Raw genomic sequence first — 20141 nt, forward strand, 5'->3', positions numbered from 1 at the left:
CTTTCAGCCCTTCACGCCGCCAGATGCGATACACCCGCTTCTCGTTCACATGCCAGCCATCCCGTCTCAGCAGGGCCGTGATGCGGCGATAGCCATACCGGCCGAACCGCTCGGCCAGGGCGATGATGGCCGCTGTCAGCATGTCCTCATCCTGGCGTGGCACACGCGGCTTGCGCTGAGTGGAACGGTGCTGGCCGATCACGCGGCAGGCCCGGCGCTCGGTTGCGCCGAGTGTCTCCACCACATGATCGACCGCATCGCGCTTGCGTGAAGGGCTCAGAACTTTCCCTTGATGACTTCCTGAAGGATCTGGTTGTCGAGAGTCAGATCAGAGATCGCCCGGCGAAGCCGTGCATTCTCCTTCTCCATCTCCTTCATCCGCTTGGCCTGGCCAACCTGCAGCCCGCCATACTCCTTGCGCCACCGATAGTAGGTCTGCTCCGTCACGCCGATAGAACGCACGGCCTGACCCGTCGTCTCACCGCGCGCAAGGCGAACCTCAACCTCCCGCAGCTTCGCTATGATCTCTTCAGGCGTTGATCTCTTGCCCATCTCTCAGCTCCATATCTGAAGCCGGAACTAACTCAAATAATGGACCACTTTTGCGAGGGCAGACCAGAACTGTTCACATTGCAGGCGGAACGGGTATTTCGTGACGTCAGACAGCTCTGTCAGGTCAAACGAGAAGTACTCGCCCGTCTGACGGTTCCTGTATTGATAGACGGGGGCGCGCAGCCCGATCGCTTCCATCTCGTCTACAATGTCGAAGCTGGACAGCATCTCGAGCGTGGGGGGATGGAAAGTCGAGGCGCGCAGGTCTTCGGGGCAGTTGGGGTGCGCTTCGAGCAGGACAACCTCGATGCCCTCGCTGGCGAACCTGTAAGCTGCCGTGGTGCCAACCGGTCAGGCGCCGACGATGATTATCTGGGGCTTCCTGACAGCCATGATCTGTTTTCTTCTCTGTTTTTCCGGAGGGGGCGGATAGCAATCAATCAGTGACGATCAGGCGCATCTCAACCATGGCCGCGCCTTCGCGCTTGGCCTTGCCTTCGATGTAAACCGGGTCATTGATGTAAGCGCGGGCCGCATCGGCGGTCGGAAACTTGCTGACAACAACGCGCTGGCCTTCGGGAACCTTTCCCTCCAGGACTTCGCTGACCGACCCTTTCAAGATGGATTCGCCGCCATGTTTCTCGGACAGTCCGGCGATCGTCTGCGAATAGGCTTTAAATGCGTCGACGTCGGAAATTGACACGGTTGCAACAATAAAGGCGGGCATGGAGGCTTCCTTCCAAGTGTGGTGTGGAAGGAACATGGACCAGGCTGAGGGGCGCGGGCTCAGATTATCTACTCATTGTTCGGACAGCGATAATAGCTCGATGTCCTGAGGTGAGACATTCTGGATGACGCTGCCAGAGTTGCTTCAAGCCAGACAGCGCTCATCCTCAGTGAAAGAGTATATCAAAGCTGCTTTCGTGTTCTTTGGGCCGAGACAATTGGGCCTTGTGTCTGTCGATGCAGCAGGAAGATTTGTCCGGCCTGATGAAGACAGAGGGCCAGCCGGGTACCCATCCCGAAAATAAGCAGGCGGCACGCCTGATGCCGCTGACAGCGAGTGCTATCGGACGCCGCTCTCCCGTATTCCAAAAAAAATCAAAACAGTTCTGACCCGCTTTGCCGATGGCCTGCGCCTTTGGTTTCAGACGGCAAATTTTGCGAGGGTCGCCATGAACGATGAAACCGAAAGCATGCTGGCTGAGCAGTTGAGCCGGATCCCGCCCGAAGCCTGGCCCCTCATCGAGACCGCTCTGCGTCTGACGGCTGTTGTGACGGTGGTCTGGCTCGCATTGACCCTCTTCATCCAGCTGCGCCGGAACGCGTCCAATCTGACGCCGGTGAACGCAGCCCGCAAGAACAAGGCTGACCAGCCTGATTTCCTGACGGTCGATGAAAGCGCACGCAAGGATGCGCTTGAACGGGCCGACCAGTTCGAATCGCAATTGGCGAAACAGGAAGAAGCTGAAGCCAGGGCGGCGCGCGAGTTGCTTTCGCGCAAACCGGCCTCAATGGCTCAACGCGCTTTCCGCGCCCTCAGCTTCCTGATGTCGCTTTTTTCCCTGCTGACGATGATCTTCGGTTCAATCTGGCAGATCGGCCGCATGGGCTCGCTGATGAAGGAATACAGCACGGTCGAGCGGCTGGTCGCAGTGATCCAGAACAACCCGATCTCGTTCACGGTCGCACTGCTCGTCTGCGTCTATGCGATCTGGAGCTTCGTTCAATCCCAATCTGACAAGAAGGCACTCGCCTAGGTCCCGCCGGGCCAGCAATTTTCCGTGGAGACATCAATGGCATCTCATTCACTCAGCCTTTCCCATCCGGCCTTGCTCGCTGAATATATCCGGCAGTCCGACCTCAAGACCTTCTTTGAACAGAGACTGGCGGCGCCGCCAGACCATATGGCGCTGCTGATCCGGAATGGAGAGGTCATCAAGGCCTATAAGGGCGCTCACTTTTCTGTCGGCGGTCTGGTCAATGGCCTGAAGTCGATCATAGGGGGGGCGACCAACGTCTCCATCCTGCTCGCCGACCTGAAGCCCTTCTCCCTGCAATTGCCGGTCAAGGCGCTGTCGAAGGACAGTGTTGAAATCGCAGGCGTGTGCACGCTCGAATTGCAAGTCAATCCAGACAAGCCGTCCAATGTCATGGGCCTGATGAATCCTAATGGATACCTGACACGTGAAGAGGTTCTGGAGCGATTCCGCCCGCACCTGACCGACCGGGTGTTCGAGGCTGCCATCGGCCGCGTCGATGCGGATGAAATTCGAGGCGACAAGGGCCTGCAGGACTTCATTCAGGGCGACATCATGCGCGAGATTGAGCGCATCGCCGGCAATATTGGGCTCATCGTCAATTCCGTCTCGATGGAGTGGGCCCTCAACCAGGTCGAACGCGAAGCGATGCAGGCCGCTCAGCTCGAACGCGAGCAGGCCCAGCTCGACCATCAGCTCTCCATCATGAAGCGAAACGTGCAGCGCACGGCCGATTCCAGGGAATTCCAGCTGCGGTCCGATCTCGAAATGGCAACACTGGCCAATGAGACCGAAGACACGCTCGCCAAAATGGCGCTCAATTCCGAGATCGAGATCCTTGATGCCCGTGAAGCGGCAGCGCGTCGCCAGGAGCTTGAGGCGATCCAACATGAGATCGAAGTGTTCCGCCAGGAACGGGTCGCCAAGTACCAGGTGGACCTCGACGACGCGTCGCACACGATAGACCTGACTAAAGAGAAGGCGCAGCTGCGGGTCATCGAGCGTGACATCGAAGATCTGGATCACCTGCAGAAAATCGAGTTCCGCAAGCGCGAGGCGGAGATCAAGAAATTCGAAGCGTTTAGCGAACAGGATGTGACGCAACGCATCCAGCAGGATACTGCGGCCAATATCCGCTCGCTTCAGGACATCGAACATTCCGGGCTGGACAAGGATTCAGACCGGCGCACCCGTGAAGAGGAAGCGCGCACCGCGCGGCTGATTGCTGAACGTCAGGCCGATACGGACGCCAGGATTGCGCAACTCAATGCCGGGTCAAAGATGACGCCCGAACAGATCATGGCGATCAATGCCGGCCTGTCCTCTGACGTCGCAAACGTACTCGCCGAACGGGCTCGTGCAGATTCGTCAGGTAACCAGGAAACCATGGCGATCATGCGCGAAATGGTGAAGGCGGCAACGGACGCCCAGGTGCGCAGCGAAGACCAGGCGCGCGCCATGTTCAGCATGGGCATGGACGGTGCGGTGGGGGTCGCGCGCGGAGCCGGAGGGGGAAGTGGGGCCCCCTCCGACTCCAATACACCGTCGTCGATGAATTCGGGAACGGTCGAATGCCCCAAATGTGGGCGCGAGATTTCGGCGAAGGCCCGCTTTTGCGTCGGCTGTGGCGAAGCCCTGCGCACATGATGCTCCGGGTCCGAAACGCGTAGCTGAACACGACGACTGAGGGGTCGAGCGATATGTCTGCCTGTACCAAATGCGATACTGAGCTTCCCGATGATGCGGCCTTCTGCCCTGAATGCGGCGAGAGGGTGGGGGGCGAGGCTTACAGCCCGGTCCAGACCATTGGCGGGCTGGAGACTGTCATGCCGGAGAGCGACACTGCTGCGCAGACGGATGCAGCGGTCACTATTCTCAGCCCCGGCTCAGTATTCGCAGAGCGCTACACGATTGAAGGCGTGCTGGGGCAAGGCGGCATGGGCGTGGTCTATCTCGCCAAGGACAGCGCTTCAGAAGAGAAAGTTGCGCTGAAGCTGATCCATCCAAACCGCATATCCGGTGAGAAGGCGCTGAAACGGCTCGTCGATGAGGGGCTGATCACGCGCAAGCTGCGCCATCCCAACATTGTTGCGGTCTATGATGTCGGCGCCGTCAATGGCCAGCCTTATGTCACCATGGAGTATGTGGAAGGGACGTCGCTTCGTCAGTGGCAACGCACCTTCATGCAGAAGCAGCAGGACATATCCTTTCCTGTGGCTGCGCGGATTATCGAAGAGATCCTGAAAGGCCTTGAAGCGGCCCATGAAGCTGGCGTCGTCCATCGCGACCTGAAGCCCGAGAACATCATCCTGCTAGGTGAGCCAAGTGCGCAGAAGGCGAGCCTGCGGATTCTCGACTTTGGAATCGCGCGTGCAACCAAGGCGACAACGCAAGCTGATACTGGAACGGGGCTCGGCACGCCTGGCTACATGGCGCCTGAGCAACGCACCAACCCCGATATGGTGACGCCCGCTGCGGACCTGTTCTCAGTCTCTGTCATCTTTTACGAGCTCCTGGTTGAAGTGCTGCCACAGGGCCATTGGCAGGCCCCGTCCGGCGGGCGCTCGGATGTTCCGCCAGCCATCGACCAACTCATCGAGTCTGGCCTTTCCCTGCGCCCGTCCAGCCGCCCGCAATCGGTCGACCAGTACCGCAAGGCGATGGCGCAGTCAGGCCGCAAGCCGATCACGCCAATCAACAGGAAGACAAGTCTGAACTTGCCGAAATGGGCCCTGTGGGCCGGGGCAGCGGCCGTCGGAATTGGCGCGGTTAGCGTTTTCGAGATGGTCGGTGAAGACGTGACTGGACCCTACGACTCTGATCCATGCGCCGGTCTCTATGGCAATGATTATCAACTGTGCGCCGGATACGACATAAATGACGAGGAGGAGGAGGGGGACGAACCAATTGTTCCGGTTTCACCGCCGCCGCCACCTCCTCCTCCGCCACCAAACCCGTATGCGAAGCTGTCGGGCCCCTGGACGGACAATTGGGGCACACGGCTCAACATTCAGGTCACGTCCAGCGGATCGATATCCGGTTCGGGCTACGGCCCGGACGGTTCACGCCTCAACTTGAGTGGGCGTATGTCGACATCTCCGGTCACGGGACAGCTCAGCGCCCCGAACGTCGGCATGACGTTCGCAACGCAGCTGCGTTGGGATGGCGGCTGTCATGTCGACTACGTCACGTACAATCCGGATGGCTCCGTCAATCTCGCGGGGCAATTCCACGCCAATCACGCGCCGGGAGCGCCCTGCCCATGACGGGGCAGCACGGACGCGACAATTGCTACATCTGTGGGTGGCCCCTCGATCCACTCACCTCAAACTGCGGACGGTGCGGTTACTCGCAGACTCCGAACCCAACTCAAAGCGAAGGATCGAAGACGATGCCCGACTACTGGAATGACCAGCCGCTCAATGGCTGCCTGCTCGAAACCGTGCCTGTGCAGGTACCAATGCTCATGACACCGCACGGCAGCCTGCCGGAACGGGTCGACCTGCGCGAGTTCTGCTCGCCGGTGGAGAACCAGCTCAAAACCAATTCATGCACCGCCAATGCGATTGTCGGCGCGCTGGAATACCATCAGCGCAAGGCCAGACAGCCACAGACCGACCTGTCGCGCCTCTTTGTCTACTATAATGCGCGCCGGCTCTCTGAAACCGAGGATCAGGACGTGGGAAGTTTCATCCACCACGTCATGGCTTCCGTGCTCGCCTATGGCGCTTGCGAGGAACGCATGTGGCCGTTCGAGACCGCAATGGTCAAAACCAGGCCGACAGAGGCAGCCTACACCAATGCCCTGCTGCATGAAGCCGTCCAGTACGCGCGAACGCCGCTTGGCCCTGTTGCCCTGCACGCGATTGCGGCGGGCCTGCCAATTGTGTTCGGTGCCTACTTGCCAAGCGCCTATTATGAGGAAGCCCACCGCACCGGGGCGATGCCTGTCGACGGACAGCAGGCCCAGCGTCCGGAAAGCGGTCATGCCATGTTGATTGTCGGCTATGACACATCGTCCAAGACCTGGCTGGTACGAAACAGCTGGGGAGAGGGGTTTGCCGATCGCGGCTATTTCCGCATCCCTTTCGATACAATGGCAGCCTATTCCGACCCCACGCATTTCTGGACGATTGGCGCCATTGAGCAGGCGCAGGGTGTAAGCCTCTCCGGACCCGCCCTGATGGGAGCTCAGCAGCAGATCCAGCAACAGGCAAAAGCCGACATGGCCTCCATACTCGCTGCCAAGCGCGAGGATGTCCGCAGTGAGCTGAAGTCGCGTCTGGACCAGGCAAAGTCGGATTTCCGTTCGCGGCTTCGCAACTAGGCGGAGGCTTCGTACAGCTCCGGCTCCCGGTGCTGGATGTGCGTTGAGGCAGGGCGAGACAGTGAGCGAGACCGTCACCTATGTCGTCGGAGACGTTCACGGAGAAGCCAACCGGCTGTCGCGCCTGCACGGATTGATCTTTGCCTACCACCAGAACACTCATCCTGGTCTGGCCATCAGGATCGTGCATCTGGGCGATTATGTGGACCGCGGGCCAGACAGTGCGCAGGTGATCGACCTTCTCATGGCACTTGAGGCGCAGCCTGGCATCTGCGTTATCTCGCTCGCCGGTAACCATGAAGCGCTTCTTCTGGCGGCGGTGCAGTCCAATTCTGTTTCGGCGTATCGGACGTGGCTCGGCAATGGTGGCGACCAGACCTTGAACAGCTACCGTAACCGGGGCCTGTCCAGCGTTCCGCCGGCGCATGTCGACTGGCTTTCAGATCGCCCGCGCATTCATGTCGATCCAACGGAAAGACGGATATTCGTTCACGCCGGCATTGATCCGAATACTTACCCTGCAGAGGATGACAGCATCTATCTCTGGACCCGCTCGGACCGGTTTTTCCATGTCGAAAACTGGCACGGCACGATTGTCGAAGGCTGGACGATTATCCATGGTCACACTCCCACCATGGACGGTTACCCCGAAGACGAGTGCGAAGACGGCATTGGGCGCCGGATCAATCTTGACACTGGAGCCGTCTATGGCGGGCGCCTCACCTGCGCCGTTCTCGCGCCCGGGCGTGAGATCAAGTACATTTATTCCTGACAGGTTTGCCGGCTTCGGCGCGTCTCATTCGCTCACGAGATCCTCGAACCGGCCATCTGCGCAGGCCGATTGCTGGAGAATGAGCGGGTCGAGAACATGCTGCCGGTCATTCGCGCTTGTGCCGACGGAGGCGTCGAAAGCGAGGCCGCTGACGGCCGCAGCGTCAAAGTACTCGCAGGCCGTGTCGAACTGTCCGGCATAGGCATAGACCTCGCCGACCATCTGCATCTTGTGAAAATAGCTGCGCCAGAATCCCGGATCTGTCGGTGCGCGCCGATGGTCTTCGATAATCGGTTCGATCATCGCCTGGCTGAGCGCAATGGCTTCAGCATGCTGCCCCGCTGAACTCAGATCGGACATCAGCTGAGATTGAACAGCGCCAAAGACTTCCTGATTGCCCTCATTCTTCGGGTCTTCCTCAAGCAGGCGTTCGCTGATCTGAAGCGCCCGACGCTGGTCGGCTATGGCGAGGTCGAACTGTTCAAGATCCGAATGCACCATGCCTTTTCGGTAATAAGCAAGGGCATGGGAACGGCGGTAACCCTGATCGTCAGGGTGCCTTTCGCTGAGTGCGTCCGCCCGGCGAACGGCTTCCCCCGCCACCCTGATCATGTCAGCCGGGTCGGTGTTCAGAAAATAGACGTGCCAGTTCTGCACTTCGGTGAAGCTGGTGTAGAATGCTGCGATGCTGTGCTGAACCTCTTCGGAGTCCGGATACTGCGCTTCAAGGTCCAGATATTCAGCCTCCAGCTCTGCATATCCATCGACCGCGCGCTGGGTCTCGTCGATCCAGATATAAGGCTTGTACTGGTACATCGAGACTTCGAGGTGAAGGATCCGGTCGGCAAGCTGGGCATCCGGGTGGTTCAGCACCTGACTTGAGTAATTTGTAGCTTCAATGGCGCGCTCAATACTCGCTTCATTGTCATCATCGACGATGTAGGCAAATACGCTTTCGGAGAAACTCAGCGCGGTAAGTTCTCTCAATGTCTCAATGTTGCCGGTGTCTGTCGAATGCAGCGTCACCAGGCGCTCTCTGGTCTGCTTGAGCAAGTCACGTGAGACGTCCCGGCGCCCAAGATTGGGACCGATCGGGTTGCCTTCGATATTGGCCAGCCGGTGGTAGGCCCTGATCGTGTCGAGTTCGAGGGAACGATCCGTTCTGGAACTCCTGGAGAGGCCGTCCAGATAGGTCCGTGCGCGGGTTGTAAGGGTCTTCAGAGGCTCTGTATTTCCGGCGATTGGCTGCAAGTCGTCGAACAGGTCAAACAGCATGAAATTTGCCATTTCCCGCGCCTCCGTGAACCGCTGGTCCGCTTCGCGTCGCTCCGCTTCGGCGCGCTGGTACTGGAGCAGGGTGAGCGAGAATGCCGTGACAATCCCGACAATGAAGACAGACGCCAGCGCGACAAATGCGCGATGGCGACGCAGATACTTTCGCAAGCGGTAAAGCTGCCCGCCCCTGTGAGCGTCCACGGCATAATTGTCCAGGAGGTTACGGACGTCATTCGACAGCGTCCAGACGGTTGCGTAACGCGCGCCAGGCTCGGCCTGGGTGGCCTTGTCGATGATCGACCGAAGGTCACCAGGCAATTCAAGCCCTTCGAGCATGGCCTCAAGCAGCTTGCCGAGAGAATAGACGTCGGACAATGTGTTGGCACCGGCGCCGCGACTGCGCTCGGGCGCAGCAAAGCCGGGCGTGAAACTCATCGAGGCGAGCGACTTCGCATTCGTTCCCGTGTCATTTTCCGCGCTGACGTCAGTTTGCGGTTTGGCGATACCGAAGTCGATCACCTTTACGGTGCCGTCCCGGTTTACAAGGACATTGGACGGGGTGATGTCGCGGTGGACAATCAGGTGCTGGTGGGCGTGACCAATGGCTTCGCAGACCTGCATGAAGAGCCGCAGTCGCTGATCCAGCCCAAGGTCATTGTCGGCGACCCATTGGGTGACAGGAACCCCGTCAACATACTCCATGATGATGTATGGTGAGCCGTCATCAAGCTGGCCGCCGTCAAACAGGCGCGCTATGCCTGCATGGTTCAGTTTGGCGAGGATACGCCGCTCATTCTCGAACCGGGTAATCAAGGCCTGCCCCAGTACGCCGGGCCGAATGACCTTGACTGCGACGCGGTGATCAAAATCGTCCGTGTCGCGATGGGCAAGGTAAACAGCGCCCATGCCGCCGCGCCCGATCATACTCTCGATCTTGTAGGCGCCCGCACGCTCTGGAAGCGGTTCGTCTTCCAGGATGTCTCGCGCGCCGCCCGTTCGCAGGTCCCGCTGCCCTGTCGTGTCACTCTCGAGCAGCGAAAGCACCCGTGCAAGAAGCGCCGGGTCGTCGGCGTACCGGGCCTTGGCCCAGGCTCTGCGATCCTCGCTCGGCTGTTCAAAGGCAAGGTCGAGCGCCTGCAGGACACGTCGCTCAAAAGTGTCCTTTTCCTCAGACATTGATGTCTTTCAGCGCGTCCATCAGCCAGGCCCGTGCCACTCGCCACTGACGTTTGACCGTCGATTCCGACGTTCCCAGTATTTCGCCGATCTCACTCAGGCTGAGGCCACCGAAATAGCGCAGCTCGACGATATTTGCCTTTTCCTCGTCGAGCGCATTGAGCCGGATCAGCGCCTTTTCGAGACTGTCGAGATCGATGTTCTGGGGATCACTCTCAAACCGCGTGACCAGCGTGACCTTCTGATGTTCTCTTTTATCCGCCTTCTTCTTGCGAGCATGGTCGATGAGCGTGCGGCGCATCGCCTTTGCCGAGAGGGCCAGGAAGTGCGCGCGGTCCTGCCAGTCGATCCTGTCGAGCTGGATGAGACGGAGAACGGCTTCGTTGACGAGGTCGCCCGTAGAGAGTGAATTATTGCTTTCGGCGCGCAGCAGCGCGGCCGAAATCTGTCGCAGCTCAATATAGAGGCGATCGAACAGAACATTTCGGGCAGCTGTGTCCCCTCTGCGCCAGTCTTGCAGCAGGACCTGCGTCTCGACCTGGTTACTCACGTCGCGTCCCTCAATCAGTCTTTCTACGAAACCTTTCTTGCAGTCGAAAGGCAAGCATCGTCCCCGCCAAATTTTTTTGACCCGATTGACCGGCCCGTCGCGCCTAGACTCGTACAGGACCAGACGAAATGAGCAGTCGAAGCATAATGAACGTCATCGGATCGAACGCCAGCGGTGCAAGAGCTGCACCAGCCCATTGTTGCACAAGGTCTGCCCTCGATCTTGAGGCTTGCTTCTGCGAGGAGTGCGGCAAGCCCCTCTATCGCTGCATGGCGCATGCAGAGTGCGGCGGACTGGTGGACGATGGCGGGATGTGCCCGGTCTGCGTGAACCTTGACCTGTCGCTCAATGCCGGCGCAGCGAGTTCGGTTCGCGAGGGTGGCAAGCTGGCGCTGCCTCTGACGATCCGCAATGCCTCCAATGTTGGTCGCCCCCTGTTCGTATCGGGCCTCTGGATTACGGAGGACGATGCGCCGCCACGCGAAATCAAACTTCCCTTCGAGCGGATTGACCCTCAGCAAACTGCCAATGTCGCGGTGAGAACCGAAATCCTGAAGCATGCAGGTGTGCATCAGGTGGACCTGCTGATTGCTGTCTCGACCCGCTATCAGTGGCGCCAGGAAGAGTTTGTCTTCTCCAGCAATATCATCTTTCCGGTCGAGCCAAAGGATCCGGGCGGGCCGGCAACAACGATCAATGTCAACGCAAATGAGGTCGGAGCCGGGTTCACAGTGTACAATCCGACCCGTATTGAAGCTGACCGTTCTGCAGGCGCCCCTCGCCAGCTTGAGCCAGTCAAACTCAGCCACAAGCGCGCAGATGCCGCTGAAAGAGAGTATCTCAAGCGAGGCTTCGACAATGGCACCAAGGTACCGAGAAATGTTGAGCTGATCTGGCGTGGGTTCGAGCACGGCCAGGTTCCACCGGATGGGCCGATCGTGAAGCCGTCAGGCATGCTGCTTGTAGGACGCAATTCACGCCAGGCCGGCAATGATATCTGCCTCAGGCTGGCCGAAGGGCAGGAACAGCTCAGCCTGTCGATTTCGAGGCTGCTCTTCTCCCTTTATATTGAATCAGGGGCGTTCAAGCTGCGAGCAGAAGGCCAGCACGGTCTCTGTGTATCCGACAAACAGCTTCGCCGGACAGAGACCGTGATATTGCAGTCTGGCGATATCATTCGACCGCTGGTCCATAACCCGTCAGTGCTGGCGATCAGGGTGGACTTTGAAATCGAGCACCGGGACGTGCGTCGCATCATCCTGACACGCGAGTACGCCGAGGGCAGCCTCTGATGGCCTGTCCGCCCATTCATCCTGAACTGGAGATACTGAAATGACTTCACCGGCCCAGACTTCAGCAGGCACGCAGCTGTTTCGGCGCGGGTCGATGACGCGAAAAGGCATTGCAATGTTTCCATTACTGGCCCTGCCTTGGCTCCTCTATGTATTGATCGCCATGTTTTCGGGTGACAGGGGCGCGTCAGAGCTGCCAGCCGTGACGGGGGCTCTTGAGGCGACAGTCTTCAAGCTCGGAATGATTTCGGGGGTGACATGGCGTCTAGAAGCTGGAGACCTTCTCCTGCTTCTGGGCCTCTTGATGCTTGCCATCGAGATCGCCAAGGCAACAAGCTCCAGATCGGTCTCGATTGCCAATCATGTCGCTTCAATGGGGCTGCTCCTACTCTGTTTGATCCTGTTCCTGAGCGTGGGGTCCTTCGCAACGTCGACATTCTTCCTGCTGACGATGATGGTCGTCTTCGACGTGCTGGTTGGGGCCACCGTGACCATTGTTTCGGCTCGTCGGGACTTCGGGGTCGGCGATGGATTGGCCAATTGAGGCCAGTCTCGTTTGGTCGGACGCCCCGCCGTCGCCTCTCATGCCTGCTGGGCGGTCGGCAAATGCTCAGTATCAGCTGGAACTGGTCGGCGACCGAACTCTGTTATTGGCTTTGAGCGGCCTATTTCGGGGTATCGGAGCGTCCGAACATCCGCCCTTGCGCTCGGCGACGAAGCACAAGTGGTCATGTTTCTGTCATCTGAGACGTGGATCTCACCCATGCATTTGTGGAGTCTTCACGCTTCGAGAAATCTGATTTTACATACAGACATCTTCGTCGCGGCGGATCGCGCCGGAGTCAGAGTGTGATCTCGGGGAGGGCTGAAACTGACAATCAGGCCGTTGTCCGACCTTTCCATTGTCGTAGCTGACGAGGATGTGCAGCGCCGACACCTCTTCCATGCGGCGTTGCAGTCCGTTCGACATATTCAGTTTGTCGAGACTATCGACAGTCAGCTCGTTGAGGACGAACACCGTATGGAGCCCTGCGATGTTCTGATCCTGGGCGCGAGCGAACCGGATGAATTGCTGACAAGCGCGTTTGAGCGCCTGTCATCTTCGATTGATGCCCCCATCGTCATATTTGTCGACTCCGCTCCGGTGAATTCAGCGGCGAGCTTTATCAGACAAGGGGCGGCGGCGTTTATCGTGGACGGGCTTTCCGCCAGGCGTGTCGCGCCGATCGTCGAAGCGGCGCTCGAGCGTCACCGGATGATGGTTGCGCTGCACTCCGAACTCGTGAAATCAAAGACTGAACTTTCGGCCAGGAAGGTTATCGAGAAAGCCAAAGGCCTGTTGATGCAGCAACAGATGCTCTCGGAAGCTGAAGCCTATGACTCCATTCGCCGGTCAGCCATGGCGCGCGGCAAGACCGTTCTGGACGTCTCCCAGACCATCATCACACTCTCGGAACTTATGCCCAAGCGCTGACGCTTGATTTGCTGCGCGTGCGAATTTTTTGATCGCGGACGTGCTGCGGTGCACCATTTTCGGGCGAACCATCGTTTCGCGTCAAGCTTGCGTTAAATTTCCATTTACCCGCCGCTCTGGTCGTCGCGAAGTCCAGGAACGTTCAAAGCTGAACGGTCAGACCGGCTCAAAGGTGAGCATCAATCGCGTGACCGCCCGTCAAGGAGCGACACGCTGCGGGTTGGCGAAAACTTTCATCTAATCAGTGATTTGGCGGGCAGTGGGCTCGCCGCCGGGATTGCCATGTCGGGCAGTCTGGTGGCGGCCTCGTTCAGGAAGCCCCGCTTGTCACAAAGCTTGAGGGGAGACTCATGCCGAATTCTATAAAGACATTGTTGCTCGGAAGCGTGCTTGCTGCGTCGTTCAGTGGATACGCCTCGGCCCAGGATGCTGAGACCGATGACGAGGCTGTCCAGGAGACAGTCGTTATTACGGGGGCTCGTGGCCAGCCGCGGTCGATTGCGGACAGCCCGGTGCCTATTGATGTGTTCAGTGAGGAGACGATCAAGGGCGTCTCTTACGTCGACACCAATGACGTGCTGAAGACCTTGGTTCCGTCATACTCGCTGTCGCGGCAGCCCATTTCGGATGGCGGCACCTTCATCCGTCCTGCCTCACTGAGAGGCATGCCAACGGACAAGACGCTCGTTCTTGTAAATTCCAAACGCCGGCACCGGGCGGCGCTCGTTTCCATCGGTGGGTCGGGCACGCAGGGACCAGATGTCGCGACCATTCCCTCAACCGCGCTCAAGGCCGTCGAAGTTCTTCGTGACGGGGCTGCAGCCCAATATGGTTCAGACGCTATTGCGGGTGTGATCAACTTCATCCTCAAGGATAATGCAGAGGGCGTGACCCTCACGGCTCAGACCGGCCAGTATTATGAGGGCGACGGAACGGAGTACATTCTGGCGGGCAATATCGGCCTTCCGATTGGACAGGACGGCTTCCTCAGCATTTCAGGAGAATATTCAGACGCTGAAGCGACCAGTAGGTCAGTTCCCTATTGTGAGGCCTGGGCGTGTACCGACGTCAACGACCCGTCCTTTCCGGGGCCGATCGATACCACGATCGCCGGCTATGACCCCGATGCCTACATAGCGGGCCTGTCTGCCGCGAACATCGGATTTGGAGATGTCGTGCAGCCTTGGGGCCAGCCGGAAGCCAGCGGTTTCCGCCTGTTCTACAATGCTGGATATGATCTTGGGTTCGGCGAACTCTACAGCTTCGGCAACTATTCCACTTCCGAGGCCGATGGCAGTTTTTTCTACCGGTTTCCCGGCAATGGCACGATCGAAAATCTTCGCCTTGAAGATGGCTCGCTCTGGTCCCCGCTCTTCTTCTTTCCGGGTGGCTTCACGCCTCGTTTCTTTGGCGAAGTGATCGACTATTCAGTCGTTGGCGGAATCAAGGGCGAAACCGAAGGTGGATTTACCTGGGACCTTTCGGGGCGCTACGGGCACAATGAAATCCAGTATACGCTAAAGAACACGGTGAACCCGTCGCTTGGCGACATGTCACCGACAAGTTTCCATCCCGGCGACCTAATCAACGAAGAAATTCAGCTGCAGGCGGACTTCACCCAATCCTTCGATACCGGGCTGGCAAGTCCATTGCTGTTCGGGTTTGGCCTCAGCTATCTGGACGAATCCTATGAACTGGTCGGCGGTGACGCAGCATCCTATGCGGCCGGGCCATATGCCGGACAGGACCCCTGGGGTTTCTGTAATGCCGGTGCGCCCACCGCTGCCGGACTTGCGGTCATGGCTGGCGGATCATCGCTCGATTGTTCTGATCCGAATGACGCCGTCTATACTGTGGTCGGTGTCGGCTCAAACGGCTTTCCGGGCTACTCGCCAGAATTCTCTGGCGAATACACCCGGGACTCCTATGCTGCATACGTAGACCTCAGCGCCGACATCACTGACGCATTGTTCCTGCAAGGTGCCATGCGCTTTGAAGACTATTCGGACTTTGACTCTGAACTCGTCTGGAAAGTCGCCGGACGTTATGAGTTCACACCGGGCTTTGCGATGCGCGGTTCTGTTGGTACCGGCTTCCGGGCACCGACTCCGGGCCAGCAGGGGACGACGAACGTCTCGACCCGCCTGCCGAACGGTTTTCCTGTCGCAACAGGACTGTTCCCGGCAAGCGGTCCCGTTGCCCAGGCATTGGGCGCCGAGCCCCTCGATCCGGAAAAGTCGACCAACTACACGCTGGGCTTCACCAGCAACTGGGATAGCTTCTCGCTCACGGTTGATGCCTATCAGATCGACCTTGAAGACCGCGTGAACGCGATCTCGACCCAGGATGTGTCAACAGATCCGACATCCGGTGCCGCCTATGACAATTACCTTGCGCTTGTTGACGCAGGCGTTGCCGGAGCTGAGTCGATTGGCGGCGTGTTCTACTTCACCAATGCGTTCGATACGACGACGAAGGGCGTCGATATTGTGGGCACGTATGCGACATCCTTCTACGCCGGGGCCGACACCAGCTTCATCGCTTCTCTGAATTACAACAAGACAGAGTTCGACGGTGACGTGGACGCGCTCTTCAATGCCGAGGACCAGTTTGATTTCGAGAATGGCACGCCGAAATGGCGCGGTGCCTTCACGGTGACCCACGCATTCGGGCCGTTCTCTGTGCTTGGACGAGCGAACTATTACGGGAAGTATGAAAATTCCGACAGCGGCGGCGCGGCTGGCCTGATCCAGGAGTTTGACCCGGTTGTCATGTTCGACGTGGAAGGCAGCTGGCAGGCAACCGATGCAGTGAAACTGTCCGTCGGTGCCCGGAATATCTTCGACGAGTATCCGGATGAGGCTGATCCGGCGATTGGCGACAGCTGCTGTGGACGGATCTACCGTTCTGACAGTGAAGTCGATTGGCAGGGCGGCTTTTACTACGCGAAAGTCACAGCGGAGTTCTGAGGCATGAACGCTTGGATAAAATCTGAGCGCTCGTGATGCGAAGACAGGGAGCGGTTCATCTACCGCTCCCTGCATCTTCGCGCACTGAACCTACTCTCGAAAATTCGATCTGGAGGCTATTCGCCTATGTCGGGCACAGAAGCCGACTTGCTACAAATTGTACAATTAATTGCCGTTCTCATGGCTGCCGGTCTCGTCGCCGGCTTTGTCGCTGGAATGTTCGGCATTGGAGGCGGTTTCGTGATCGTGCCCGCGCTCCTCGTTGTCTTCCATGTCTTTGACGTGGACGAAGAAATACTGACTCATCTCGCCATTGGAACATCCCTGGCCACCATCGTCTTCACCTCGCTTCGATCCGTGCATGCGCACAACAAGCGGGGCGCGGTCGATTTCAAGATTATCAAGGACTGGTTGCCGTGGCTCACGCTTGGCGTGATTGGGGGCATTATCCTTGCCCGGTACATGGATGGGCGTTCGCTAAAGTGGATCTTTTCTGCTGGCGTCTTCGTGATGGGCATCCACTTCATATTCCCCGTCCTGAAGCGAAAAACGCCCGGAAATCTGCCGATGCCTCAAGGGCTTGCCCTGGCCGGCATTGCGGGGTTTCTGGGTGGGTTTTCTGCGCTTCTAGGCATTGGTGGCGGGACAATTGCCATTCTCGTGATGACCTGGTGCGGGCGGCCGATCCATCAGGCCGTCGGAACCGCTGCTGGATTTGGCGTCATCATTGCCCTTCCTGGCAGCATCGGCTTTGCGATTCTCGGATTGGGCGAGAATGCGCTTCCATTCGGCTCTGTCGGTTATATCAATATCCTCGCCGTGGCTGCGATTTCGGCCATGACATATATCACTGCGCCTCTCGGGGCGCATGCCGCGCACAGTCTCAACGCCGCAGTACTGAAGCGCGGATTCGGTTTTTACCTCGTCGCGACCTCAGCGATCGTTCTCTACGACACGTTGAAGGGGTGACGATGGGCGGCGTTCCGAAAAATTCATGAACAACAATGGACTGACTGGTCAATTCAAGAGGGAATAATCATGGCATTCGACATATCCAGACGTTTCATGCTGGCAGGCGGGTTTGGCGCTTCCGCGACATTGGCAGCGGGTTGCTCTGCGGCCAGTACTGCAACGGGCCAGCAGGCGGCATTTCCGCCGCAAACGACGCCATCGGGGAATGCGCTTCTCGGTCCCAACCCTGACATCGCGCAGCTCTCACGAAACGAGAATCCCTACGGCCCGTCCGAGTCTGCCCTGAAGATGATCGAGTATGCTGGCAAGAAGGGGGCCTACTATGCCGGCGAGGCAAACCTGGTACTGGCTCAGCTGATTGCTGAGCGTCATGGCGTGTCGCCAGAGCAGATCGCCATCACCACAGGGTCGGGTGAAGCGCTCAGCGCCATCGCCCTCATCTACGGCCCAAAAGGGCCGATTGTCGCTCCGAGGCTGTTCTGGGATACGACCGCCCTGTATGCCGCCAATCTCGGCATGGCGACGATCGACCGGGTGCCTCTCACTCCGGACATGAAGACGGACCTTGCTGCGATCGAGGCGAAAGTCACCGAAAGCACCGGCCTCGTCCAGTTGTGTAATCCGAACAATCCGACCGGCCTGGTCGCGCCCGCCGATGAAATGAAAGCAACGGTGAAGCGCCTCGCCGCGAAGACGACTGTCCTGGTCGATGAAGCCTATATGGAGTTGGCAGACGATCCCGACGGCAACACCTGCATCGATCTCGTGAAAGAAGGGCATGATGTGATTATCGCACGCACCTTCTCGAAAATTTACGGAATGGCAGGCATCCGGGTCGGCTATACTATCTCTTCGCCGGAAATCGCGGCAAAGATCCGGTCGACAGCCATGTCCTGGATTTCAGGCGTGGGCCTTGCGGCCGCAATCGGTTGTTACAACGACACGGCGTTCCTGGATTACTCAAAGGCAAAAATTGTCGAAGCGCGTGATATGGTCGCCACGACCTGCGACGCCCTGGGGATGGAGTTCCTCCCGTCGCAGACCAATTTCATGTACTTCAAATCCGGCCTGCCAGCCAACGACCTGCACGAAAAACTGGCAGCCAGGAACATCGAGATCAGGGGCCAGTATATGGACTATGCCGACTGGTCGCGTGTTTCGATGGGCAAGATCGAAGACGTCGAACGCTTTTGCAAAGCGCTTCCCACGGTCGTCTGACATAGGCCTCTTTATTGGGGACCCTTCCCCTTTGACGTGCATTATGGGTTCTCCCTGCGGCCCTCGCGCCGGCCGAGCCTGAACAGGCCCGTCCTTTCCTGCATGCGGCCGCCGGCAAGCGTCGGCTGGCAAACTGCTTGATGCCCTCGAACAAGACCCAGTCGGCGAACAGTGACAGTATCAGGCAATCGCAAACAGCTTCAGTTCCAGGGCGTGTCGTCAGGAAGCGACCGCCAGATTTCCCATCCATCTGCAGCGAACGCCCTGCGGGCCACGGGCAAACCAGGTATAAGTTATCTGTCTGAATGCCGTGATCCACACCGACAGCGCGGCGCGGACACGGTGTCCGATCCCATCAATCGCTCAGCGTGTCCTGACAGATTCCTCAAGCGAATTATCGCTCTCCGAGGATTGCAGCATCTCCAGTTGGGACCTGTTCGACACCGTTTCATGCTCTCGAGAAATAAGGCTTGCAGGAGAGCGGCATGGCAATGTCGGCCGGTTCGGGACTTGAGGGTAAAGTAGCGCTGATCACAGGCGCGTCCGGCGGCATTGGCAGTGAAACGGCCCGCAGGCTTGCAAAAGCCGGTGCAAAGATTGCCTTGCATTACCATTCTAACAAGGCGGCAGCCGATGGTCTGGCCGCCGAAATCAGGAGTGCTGGCGGCGAAGCGGTGGTGATTGGCGGCGGTATCGGCCGCGAACTTGCCTTGATGCTGAACGAGGCTGGTGCGCGCGTCGTTATTGGTGATGTTGATGGGGCCGCAGCAAAAGGTGTAGCGGCGCAGGCTGTCGCTGAGATGCATGCGACCAGTTGCGATATCGGCGAAGACGCCTCGGTGAATGCTTTCGCCGACTTCGCCTTCGATAAGCTCGGGCGGGTAGACCTCTTGTTCAATCATGCTGGCGTGTCGGTCGGTGGGCTTCTCGAGCAGATACCGTCTGAGGACTGGAACTGGATGCTGAACGTCAATCTGACAGGCCTTGGCCGGTCCATCTCGGCATTCGTTCCTCGCATGACGGAGCAGGGCGGTGGCTGGATCGTCAACACTTCCTCCGGCCTTGGCCTGTTTCATGACATGCCCTTCGGTGGTCCCTACCTTGCCACCAAGGCTGGCATAATTGCCTATAGTCGGGCCCTTGCGACTTATACTCGTAATCGCGGCATCGGCGTATCGGTCTTCTGTCCCGATGCAACGGCGACCAACTTCATGTCTGCTGGCCGCCTGACGGGCATACCGAAGGAAATTCTCGCCGCAGGCGTGTCAGCGGACCAGATTCAGACCGCCCGGCAGGCTGCAGAGGTGCTGATCGAGGGGCTGAAAGCTGACCGATTTCTGATCTCCGCGGTACCCGATACATCGGAAAAACTGCTTGCCATGGCAAAAGCTGATCTCGCGCCGGAAAGCGACGCATTCGACGAGCACGGCCAGTCAAGGGTTGTTGTATCAAAGGGCGGCCTTCGTGTGCCCCTCGACAAACGCGATGAAGCCCTGGCACTGTTCCGTGAATTCGCAGGCATCACCCAAGGCCATTATGGCTGCCAGTTTTACGACATAGCGATCAGCGCATCTGATCCCGAACAACTGGTCATATTCGAGGTCTGGGACAGCAAAGCCGCCCTTGACGCGCATGCGGCTGCGCCCGGGGCGATGGACCTGATCATGAAGCTGTTCGCTCTTGGGGCGTCGGATTTCGGGGTTCAGGAAATCCGCTAGGATCGAGCAAATCGATTCCTCCGAGCAAACTGGCCTTGCGAGTTCGTCCCGCAAGGCCGCATTTTCTGCGATCTGTCAGAAATCGA

The 20141-nt window shown here is 58.6% G+C and carries 17 protein-coding genes and 1 pseudogene; 13 read left to right on the forward strand and 5 right to left on the reverse strand.

Annotated elements, in window-relative coordinates; all coding sequences use genetic code 11:
- The 3 genes and pseudogenes from B8746_RS17390 to B8746_RS09355 form a co-directional block, all read right to left on the reverse strand.
- Positions 1-552 (reverse strand): annotated as a pseudogene (locus B8746_RS17390) (IS3 family transposase); the annotation flags it as partial.
- 27 nt (positions 553-579) lie between these two features.
- On the reverse strand, positions 580-861 hold the full coding sequence (locus B8746_RS17605) for an FAD-dependent oxidoreductase (RefSeq protein ID WP_143434572.1): 282 nt from the start codon (positions 859-861) through the stop codon (positions 580-582).
- Between the two features lie 127 nt (positions 862-988).
- Complete coding sequence (locus B8746_RS09355) at positions 989-1279, reverse strand: DUF1330 domain-containing protein (protein ID WP_158084586.1); 291 nt, start codon at positions 1277-1279, stop codon at positions 989-991.
- 236 nt (positions 1280-1515) lie between these two features.
- Between B8746_RS09355 and B8746_RS17125 the strand changes: the two genes are divergently transcribed.
- The 6 genes from B8746_RS17125 (at position 1516) to B8746_RS09380 (ending at position 7411) form a co-directional block, all read left to right on the forward strand.
- Complete coding sequence (locus tag B8746_RS17125; protein ID WP_158084587.1) at positions 1516-1668, forward strand: hypothetical protein; 153 nt, start codon at positions 1516-1518, stop codon at positions 1666-1668.
- A 59-nt stretch (positions 1669-1727) separates the two neighbouring features.
- Entirely contained in the window at positions 1728-2312 is a 585-nt protein-coding gene (locus B8746_RS09360) for a hypothetical protein (RefSeq protein ID WP_084393436.1), read from the forward strand.
- Between the two features lie 36 nt (positions 2313-2348).
- Positions 2349-3959, forward strand: a complete 1611-nt coding sequence (locus B8746_RS09365; protein ID WP_084393437.1) for a zinc ribbon domain-containing protein — start codon at positions 2349-2351, stop codon at positions 3957-3959.
- Positions 3960-4012: 53 nt separating this feature from the next.
- Positions 4013-5578: a serine/threonine-protein kinase gene (locus tag B8746_RS09370; RefSeq protein ID WP_084393449.1), complete on the forward strand. Its 1566-nt coding sequence runs from the start codon at positions 4013-4015 to the stop codon at positions 5576-5578.
- 125 nt (positions 5579-5703) lie between these two features.
- Positions 5704-6639 carry a C1 family peptidase gene (locus tag B8746_RS09375; protein WP_158084588.1) on the forward strand — a complete coding sequence of 312 codons (936 nt, stop codon included), beginning with the start codon at positions 5704-5706 and terminating at the stop codon, positions 6637-6639.
- Positions 6640-6700: 61 nt separating this feature from the next.
- Positions 6701-7411: a metallophosphoesterase family protein gene (locus B8746_RS09380; protein WP_158084589.1), complete on the forward strand. Its 711-nt coding sequence runs from the start codon at positions 6701-6703 to the stop codon at positions 7409-7411.
- 24 nt (positions 7412-7435) lie between these two features.
- Here B8746_RS09380 and B8746_RS09385 read toward each other — a convergent pair whose 3' ends face one another.
- Together B8746_RS09385 and B8746_RS09390 are read right to left on the reverse strand one after the other, a co-directional pair.
- Positions 7436-9862, reverse strand: a complete 2427-nt coding sequence (locus B8746_RS09385; protein WP_084393440.1) for a serine/threonine-protein kinase — start codon at positions 9860-9862, stop codon at positions 7436-7438.
- A complete protein-coding gene (locus tag B8746_RS09390; RefSeq protein WP_084393450.1) occupies positions 9855-10412 on the reverse strand; it encodes an ECF-type sigma factor in 558 nt (185 codons plus the stop codon). The genes B8746_RS09385 and B8746_RS09390 overlap by 8 nt, the downstream gene beginning before the upstream one ends.
- 128 nt (positions 10413-10540) lie before the next feature.
- Between B8746_RS09390 and B8746_RS09395 the strand changes: the two genes are divergently transcribed.
- The 7 genes from B8746_RS09395 (at position 10541) to B8746_RS09430 (ending at position 20055) form a co-directional block, all read left to right on the forward strand.
- Positions 10541-11704, forward strand: a complete 1164-nt coding sequence (locus B8746_RS09395; protein ID WP_143434570.1) for an FHA domain-containing protein — start codon at positions 10541-10543, stop codon at positions 11702-11704.
- A 40-nt stretch (positions 11705-11744) separates the two neighbouring features.
- Positions 11745-12248 (forward strand): hypothetical protein, encoded by a 504-nt coding sequence (locus B8746_RS09400; protein ID WP_084393442.1) that lies wholly within the window; start codon positions 11745-11747, stop codon positions 12246-12248.
- Positions 12249-12590: 342 nt separating this feature from the next.
- Positions 12591-13178, forward strand: a complete 588-nt coding sequence (locus tag B8746_RS09410; RefSeq protein ID WP_143434571.1) for an ANTAR domain-containing response regulator — start codon at positions 12591-12593, stop codon at positions 13176-13178.
- A 350-nt stretch (positions 13179-13528) separates the two neighbouring features.
- Positions 13529-16147, forward strand: a complete 2619-nt coding sequence (locus B8746_RS09415) for a TonB-dependent receptor plug domain-containing protein (RefSeq protein WP_084393445.1) — start codon at positions 13529-13531, stop codon at positions 16145-16147.
- Positions 16148-16273: 126 nt separating this feature from the next.
- Positions 16274-17116 (forward strand): sulfite exporter TauE/SafE family protein, encoded by an 843-nt coding sequence (locus B8746_RS09420; RefSeq protein WP_084393446.1) that lies wholly within the window; start codon positions 16274-16276, stop codon positions 17114-17116.
- Positions 17117-17185: 69 nt separating this feature from the next.
- A complete protein-coding gene (locus B8746_RS09425) occupies positions 17186-18337 on the forward strand; it encodes a pyridoxal phosphate-dependent aminotransferase (protein WP_084393447.1) in 1152 nt (383 codons plus the stop codon).
- A gap of 485 nt (positions 18338-18822) precedes the next feature.
- Positions 18823-20055 (forward strand): SDR family NAD(P)-dependent oxidoreductase, encoded by a 1233-nt coding sequence (locus B8746_RS09430; protein WP_084393448.1) that lies wholly within the window; start codon positions 18823-18825, stop codon positions 20053-20055.
- Positions 20056-20141 lie beyond the last annotated feature (86 nt).

Source organism: Henriciella pelagia (assembly GCF_002088945.1).
GTDB classification, from domain to species: Bacteria; Pseudomonadota; Alphaproteobacteria; order Caulobacterales; family Hyphomonadaceae; genus Henriciella; species Henriciella pelagia.

What these genes read in the sequence shown, in the direction of transcription:
- B8746_RS09355 (WP_158084586.1), bottom strand. Translation starts at nt 1,279, where the DNA reads ATGCCCGCCTTTATTGTTGCAACCGTGTCAATTTCCGACGTCGACGCA.
- B8746_RS17125 (WP_158084587.1), top strand. Translation starts at nt 1,516, where the DNA reads ATGCAGCAGGAAGATTTGTCCGGCCTGATGAAGACAGAGGGCCAGCCG.
- B8746_RS09360 (WP_084393436.1), top strand. Translation starts at nt 1,728, where the DNA reads ATGAACGATGAAACCGAAAGCATGCTGGCTGAGCAGTTGAGCCGGATC.
- B8746_RS09365 (WP_084393437.1), top strand. Translation starts at nt 2,349, where the DNA reads ATGGCATCTCATTCACTCAGCCTTTCCCATCCGGCCTTGCTCGCTGAA.
- B8746_RS09370 (WP_084393449.1), top strand. Translation starts at nt 4,013, where the DNA reads ATGTCTGCCTGTACCAAATGCGATACTGAGCTTCCCGATGATGCGGCC.
- B8746_RS09375 (WP_158084588.1), top strand. Translation starts at nt 5,704, where the DNA reads ATGCCCGACTACTGGAATGACCAGCCGCTCAATGGCTGCCTGCTCGAA.
- B8746_RS09385 (WP_084393440.1), bottom strand. Translation starts at nt 9,862, where the DNA reads ATGTCTGAGGAAAAGGACACTTTTGAGCGACGTGTCCTGCAGGCGCTC.
- B8746_RS09395 (WP_143434570.1), top strand. Translation starts at nt 10,541, where the DNA reads ATGAGCAGTCGAAGCATAATGAACGTCATCGGATCGAACGCCAGCGGT.
- B8746_RS09400 (WP_084393442.1), top strand. Translation starts at nt 11,745, where the DNA reads ATGACTTCACCGGCCCAGACTTCAGCAGGCACGCAGCTGTTTCGGCGC.
- B8746_RS09415 (WP_084393445.1), top strand. Translation starts at nt 13,529, where the DNA reads ATGCCGAATTCTATAAAGACATTGTTGCTCGGAAGCGTGCTTGCTGCG.
- B8746_RS09420 (WP_084393446.1), top strand. Translation starts at nt 16,274, where the DNA reads ATGTCGGGCACAGAAGCCGACTTGCTACAAATTGTACAATTAATTGCC.
- B8746_RS09425 (WP_084393447.1), top strand. Translation starts at nt 17,186, where the DNA reads ATGGCATTCGACATATCCAGACGTTTCATGCTGGCAGGCGGGTTTGGC.
- B8746_RS09430 (WP_084393448.1), top strand. Translation starts at nt 18,823, where the DNA reads ATGGCAATGTCGGCCGGTTCGGGACTTGAGGGTAAAGTAGCGCTGATC.